This window comes from Streptomyces sp. NPDC024632 (assembly GCF_055559175.1).
Genome location: NZ_JBVHLD010000022.1, coordinates 108,510 through 114,643 on the forward strand (window position 1 = coordinate 108,510; position 6,134 = coordinate 114,643).

At 71.9% G+C, this 6,134-nt stretch carries 5 protein-coding genes; 2 read left to right on the forward strand and 3 right to left on the reverse strand.

The genetic code is table 11. From position 1 onward, the window contains the following. Nucleotides 1–13 precede the first annotated feature (13 nt). Together ACZ37P_RS33975 and ACZ37P_RS33980 are read left to right on the forward strand one after the other, a co-directional pair. Entirely contained in the window at nt 14–1,132 is a 1,119-nt protein-coding gene (locus ACZ37P_RS33975; RefSeq protein WP_355347519.1) for an ABC transporter substrate-binding protein, read from the forward strand. Nucleotides 1,133–1,180: 48 nt separating this feature from the next. Further along, on the forward strand, nt 1,181–2,185 hold the full coding sequence (locus tag ACZ37P_RS33980; RefSeq protein ID WP_467350296.1) for an aldo/keto reductase: 1,005 nt from the start codon (nt 1,181–1,183) through the stop codon (nt 2,183–2,185). A 96-nt stretch (nt 2,186–2,281) separates the two neighbouring features. On the opposite strand, the gene ACZ37P_RS33985 is transcribed toward ACZ37P_RS33980, so the two are convergent. The 3 genes from ACZ37P_RS33985 to ACZ37P_RS33995 all read right to left on the reverse strand — a co-directional run bounded on the left by ACZ37P_RS33985 (nt 2,282) and on the right by ACZ37P_RS33995 (nt 5,990). Next, on the reverse strand, nt 2,282–3,607 hold the full coding sequence (locus ACZ37P_RS33985) for an NtaA/DmoA family FMN-dependent monooxygenase (protein WP_391164256.1): 1,326 nt from the start codon (nt 3,605–3,607) through the stop codon (nt 2,282–2,284). A gap of 17 nt (nt 3,608–3,624) precedes the next feature. Further along, nucleotides 3,625–4,956 (reverse strand): NtaA/DmoA family FMN-dependent monooxygenase, encoded by a 1,332-nt coding sequence (locus tag ACZ37P_RS33990; protein ID WP_355347528.1) that lies wholly within the window; start codon nt 4,954–4,956, stop codon nt 3,625–3,627. 170 nt (nt 4,957–5,126) lie between these two features. Beyond that, the gene (locus ACZ37P_RS33995; protein ID WP_355347646.1) at nt 5,127–5,990 is read right to left on the reverse strand and encodes a DMT family transporter; all 864 of its coding nucleotides are present in this window, start codon (nt 5,988–5,990) and stop codon (nt 5,127–5,129) included. Nucleotides 5,991–6,134: the final 144 nt, after the last annotated feature.

Consider the following 6,134-nt stretch of genomic DNA (forward strand, 5'->3'; position numbering starts at 1 on the left):
GAAGTCATCGCACATGTACAGCACCGGCAAGCACTCCCCCTTCGTCCAGCGCACGTTCACCGCCTTCGCGGCCGTCGCCCTCGCCATGGTCGCCACCGCCTGCGGCGGTTCCGGCGGCGCCTCGACCTCCGCGAAGAACGCGGGTTCCGGGTCGAACGGCGGCTCGACGGGCGGTTCCTCCTCCGCCGCCGCGGTCGACCTGTCCGGCGTCAATCTCACAATCAGCTACCAGACCGCCGACTTCCCCGCGCTGCTGAAGGAGTCGGGCCTGTTCGAGGACACTCCGTACAAGTACAAGGTCCCGATCATCGCGGGCCCGGCGAACCAACTGGCGGCGCTGTACGGCAAGCAGATCGACGTCGGCCAGGTCGGTGAGAACACCGCCGCCTTCGAGGCCGCCAACGCCTCGGCCGACTGGACGAAGACCGGCGCCCCGATCCAGGGCTTCGCGGTGACCTGGACGCCCGACGCGCCCTACCCGGCCGCCGTGTACGTGACGAAGAGCTCCGGCATCACGACGCTCGCCGAGCTGAAGGGCAAGAAGATCGGCTACAACTACGGCGGCAACATCTACGCCGCCTACGTCGTCGCGCTGGAGAAGGGCGGCTTCGGCCCCAAGGACGTCCACGGTGTGCAGTTCCCGAGCAACCAGGCCGCGGCCAACGCCTTCAACGCCGGGCGCCTGGACGCGGTCGTGACCAGCTACAGCAACGTGAAGAAGCCCGTCGACGCCGGAAAGGCGATCAAGATCGCCGACAACGCGACGCTCGGCATCCTCGGCGGCAGCGGCTGGATCGCCAGGACCGAGGTGCTCGACGACCCGGCCAAGCTGGCGGCGCTCAAGGACTTCTACGGCCGGCTGCGGACCTTCTACGAGCAGTGGATTCCCGGTCACGAGACCGCGTACGAGAAGGTCGAGCAGCAGGTCCTCAGCCAGACGCCCGACGTGGCCAAGGTCAACTGGGAGAACGCCCGGCACTCGACCTTCTACAAGATCGGTGACCCGGAGTTCCTGCGGATCCAGCAGGCGACCGTCGAGGCCGCGTACAAGTACGGCGGGCTGAAGACCAATGTCACGTCCAAGCTCGGATTCAACTACACCACGGCGCTGGACGACGTGACGACCGGCTGACACGGCGCCGCTCCCGAACCACCGGCTGAGGAGTAACCATTGACCGACATCACTCGACGCAGGCTCGGCACCGAGGGGCTGGAGGTCTCGGCCCTCGGCCTGGGCTTCATGAGCTTCGCGCGGTCCACCGACGCCGACGAGCGGCACAGCGCGTCGGCGTTGGTGGGCGAGGCGATCGACCTCGGCATCGACTTCTTCGACACCGCCGACATCTACGGCCCGGCCATCAGTGAGACGCTGCTCGGGCAGGCGGTCAAGGGCCGCCGTGACGGCCTGGTCATCGCCACCAAATTCGGCAACCCGCTCGACCGGGCCACCAACCCCGACGCCCGCCCCATCGACGGCCGTCCGGAGTACGTACGGTCGGCGGTGGAGGGCTCGTTGCGGCGCCTGGGCGTCGACCACATCGACCTCTACTACCAGCACCGGGTCGATCCGACGGTGCCGATCGAGGAAACGGTCGGCGCGCTGAAGGAGCTGGTCGAGGCGGGCAAGGTCCGCTGGATCGGCCTGTCGGAGCCGGGTCCGCGGACCCTGCGCCGCGCCCATGCCACACATCCGGTCACCGCGATCCAGAACGAGTGGTCGCTCTTCACCCGCGACATCGAGGCCGAAACGCTGTCCATCGCGCGGGAGTTGGGCATCGGCATCGTGCCGTTCTCGCCGCTGGGCCGCGGGTGGCTGACCGGTCGGCTGCGCAGCCGCGCGGACCTGACGGGCCGTCGGCTGGAGCACCCGCGGTTCGCCGAGGAGGTCTTCGACACGAATGTGAAGCTGGCCGACGAGGTCGTCGCCGTCGCGGCCGAACTCGGCGCCGAGCCAGGTCAAGTGGCCCTCGCCTGGGTGCTCTCGCGGGGTGAAGACGTCGTGCCGATCCCCGGCACCCGGCACGCCGCGTATCTGCGGGAGAACGTCGGCGCGTTCGACGTCACGCTCACACCGGAGCAGGCCGCGCGGCTGGCCGGTATCGCCGAGCGGGTCGAGGGCGACAGGGCGCTGCGGCCCGGCGCCATCGGGGCCGAGGCGCGCCTGCCGGACGCCGCCGGTTCCTGATCCGGCGGCAGCCCGAAGAGCCGCCCGGCGTACCGGCCCCGTGGGATGGGGGTCGGTACGCCGGGCGGCTCCGTCGCGCCGTGCGGCCGTGCGGCCTCAGACCGGGGTGGCCGCCGGGATGGGCAGGCCGAGGTTGCCGCGCAGCGTGCTCGCCTCGTACTCCTTGCGGAAGATCCCGCGCCGCTGGAGCTCCGGCACCAGGTGGTCGACGATGAGGTCGAGGCCGTCGGGGTAGAGGTCGTGGTTCAGGTTGAACCCGTCCGCGGCGCCCTCGGTGAAGTACGCCTCCATCTCGTCGGCGATCTGCTCCGGGGTGCCCACCACCATGCGGTGACCGCCGCCGGCGATGTGCCGGTCGAGCAGGTCGCGCACCGTCAGGTTCTCATTGCGGGCCGACTGGAGCACGGAGTTGGCGAAGCCGTAGCTGCTCGGCTTCCACTCCGGCGAGTTGATCAGGTCCCAGGGCGGCTGCCGGTCGAGCTCCAGGCTGTCCACCGGCAGGCCGAGCTGCGCCGCCAGCGACGTCAGGGCATCGGTGGTGTCGGTGCTCAGACCGGCCAGCAGGTCGCGGCGCTCGCGCGCCTCGGCCTCGGTGCTGCCGATGACCGGCCACAGTCCGGGCAGGATCAGAACGTCGTCGGGGTCGCGGCCGTGAACGTCGCGGGCCCGGGCCTTCACCTTGGCGGCGAAGTCCTTGCCCTGCTGGAGGTTGTGCGCGGCGCAGAAGACCGCGTCGGCGTACTTCGCGGCCAGGTCGATGCCCTGCTCCGACGCGCCCGCTTGCAGGACGACGGGGTGGCCCTGCGGCGAACGCGGCACCTGGTACCAGGTCTTGACCCGCAGGTGCTCGCCGACGTGGTCGACCTCCCGCACCTTCGTCAGGTCGGTCAGCTCACCTGACGCCTTGTCACCGACGAGCGCGTCGGGGTCCCATGACTCCCACAGCGCCCTGATCACCGCGATCGCCTCGTCCGCGCGGCCGTAGCGGGCGTCCCGGTCGGGGTGCGCGTCGAGGCCGAACTGGGCCCCGGCGCGCGGCGACTGCGTGGTGACGACGTTGACCGCGGCCCGGCCGCCCGAGACCAGGTCGAGCGAGGAGCCCAACCGGGCGATGTGGTAGGGGTGGCGGTAGGTGGACGACACGGTCGCCACCAGGCCGACGTGCGTGGTGGCGCGGGCGATCGCGGTCAGCACGACGAACGGGTCGATCGCGTTCCACGGCCTGGTGAAGTCCTGCTGGGAGAATCCGAGGGTCTCGGCGAGGAACACCGCGTCCAGCAGGCCGCGTTCCGCGGTCCGGCCGAGGTTCTCCCATTCGTCGATGTCGAGGAAGCCGAGCGGGTCGTCGCGCAGGCGCCAGCCCCCCGGTGCTCGGCCCAGCGCGTTGGCGTTGACGTTCAAGTGCAGTCGGCGTGTGCTCACTGGTGGCGGTCTCCTGATCAGGCCGTGCGCGCGGTGGCGCGGCTCGCGTCGGTCACCAGGGGCGGAAGCCCGTAGTGGCCGCGCAGCGTGGTGGACTCGTACTCCCTGCGGAAGATCCCGCGCCGCTGGAGCTCCGGCACCAGGTGGTCGACGACCTGCTCCAGGCCGGAGGGGAAGATGTCGAAGTTGATGTTGAAGCCGTCGGCGGCGCGTTGGGTGAACCAGCTCTCGATCTCGTCGGCGACCTGCTCGGGCGTGCCGACGATCGCGTTCTGCGCGTTCGCGCGGCGTTCGAGGACCTCGCGCACGGTGAGGTCGCCCTGGCGTGCCACGGACAGCACGCCGTTGGCGGCGCCGACGCTGCGCGGGCTCCACCGCGGCGAGTTGATGTAGTCCCAGGGCAGGGCCTTGTCCAGGCTCAGCAGGTCGACGGGGACGCCGAGTTGGACGGCCAGCGCGCGCACTGCGGCGTCGTCCGCCTCCACGGGACCGACCAGTTCGGCGCGGCGCCGGATCGCCTCTGCCTCGGTGCCGCCGAGGGTGATGTTGAGGCCGGGAAGGACCAGGAGTTCGTCGGGGTCACGCCCGTGGGCGGCGGCGCGGGCCTTCAGCCCGCGGTAGAACTCCTGCCCGGTCGACAGGGTGTTGGAGGCGCAGAACACGGCGTCCGCGTGCTGCGCGGCCAGTTCGATGCCCAGGGGCGACGCTCCGGCCTGGACGATGACCGGCCGCCCCTGCACGGAGCGCGGGAACTGGAACCGCCCCCTGAAGCCCACGTGTTCGCCGTCGAAGTCCACCGTCGGGACCCGGCCGTCGTCCACCAGTTCGCCCGTCGTGGGGTCGGCGACCAGGGCGTCCGGGTCCCAGGAGTCCCACAGCCGCTTGACGGCGTTCAGCACCTCTTCGGCGCGCCCGTACCTGACCTCGCGTGCGGGAAGCGGTCCCCGCCCGTACAGGGCCGCGGCCGCGTCCTCGCCGGAGGTGACGATGTTGACCGCCGCCCGGCCGCCGGAGGCGATGTCGAGCGTCGCGGCGCGGCGCGCGATGTCCCACGGCTGGTAGAAGGTCGCGGACAGGGTCGTCACCAGACCGATGTGGCGCGTGGCGCGGGCCACCGCCGTCTGGAGCATGAACGGGTCGAAGGCGTGCCACGGCTTGCTGAAATCGGTGGCGCCGAGGTGGTCGGCGAGGAAGACCGCGTCCAGCAGGCCGCGCTCGGCGATCCGCCCGAGCTTCTCCCAGGAGGCGACGTCGAGGAACCAGGTGGGCGGCGAGCTGTGCCGCCAGCTGTTCGGCGGTTTCGCCAGCCCGTTGGCGTTGACGTTGAGGTGCAGGAATCGTTCGGTCACGGCCCCATGCTTGGGCGAACCGCTCCGGGGATGAAGCCGAAGCGGCTACCGGTTCCCTTAAGCTCCCCTTCGCGGTCCGCGCCAGGGCCGGGCCGCTGCCGGGCCGTTGCCGGGCCGTTGTCGAGCCGGTGCCGGGCGGATGTCAGGTCGGTGCCGGGCGGCCCGTGCGGTCAGCCCGCCAGTTCCCTGATCAGCGGGACCGCGCGGGAGAGCCGGACGGTGCCGTACGCGATCAGGCCGACGGCCGCCAACTGCGGCACGACCCACCAGCCGGTACGGATGTGCTCGCCGTAGACGGTGATGCCCAGCGCCAGGCTGACGGTGGCGTCGCCGAGGGTGAGGGCGGGCTGCGAGGCGATGATCGGCCCGGACTGGAGGGCGCTCTCCAGCAGGAAGATCGCGGTGACGCCGCACAGCGCGAAGCCGTAGGTCTGCCAGGCGGTCAGGAAGGCGACGCCGCCGTGCGCGGAGAAGGTGTCGGCGGCGGACTTCATCAGCGCCGCGGTGAGCGCGTTGGCCACCGCGGAGGCGGCGCCCAGCAGGGCGGCCCTCGGCGCGCCGGAGGGCCGGTGGCGGGCGATGACGACCGCCCAGCCGATGGCGCCCACGCAGAGCAGGACGGCGGGCACCCAGTGCGCCATGGACGCCTGCGCGCCGCCGCCGCCCGGCGCCGCGGCGCCCAGGGCGAGCGCCAGACCCGCGACCATGCAGGCGACGCCGCTCCAGCCCGCGCGCGGCAGGGCGCGCCCGAGCAGCGGCACGCTGAAGAGCAGGGCGAGCGGCAGTTCCAGGATGAAGACGGGCTGCGCGAGGGCCAGGGGTCCCGCCACCAGGGCGAGGGCCTGGAAGGCCGCGGCGCCCGCCACTCCGCAGATGCCGAGCAGCCACACCGGCTGCCGGATCATCGCGAGCATCTGACGCGGGCGCATCGCGTCGTTGGGCGGCACGGCGAGCGCGGCCTTGCGCTGGAGGACGGTTCCCACCGCGTTGCTGGCCGCACCGAGCAACGCGAAGAACACACAGAGCACCAGCAGGGTCGGCCTCCCGTGACGTAACTCCCCTGGCGCAGCGTAGGCGGCGCGCGGCGCCGACGCACACGCGGGTGGGGGTCACGGGCCCGGCTTCACCCGTTCGCGGGGGCGGCCCGGTGCTCCCGCCTGCACGGGAGCACCGGGCCG

What these genes read in the sequence shown, in the direction of transcription:
- ACZ37P_RS33975 (WP_355347519.1), top strand. Translation starts at nt 14, where the DNA reads ATGTACAGCACCGGCAAGCACTCCCCCTTCGTCCAGCGCACGTTCACC.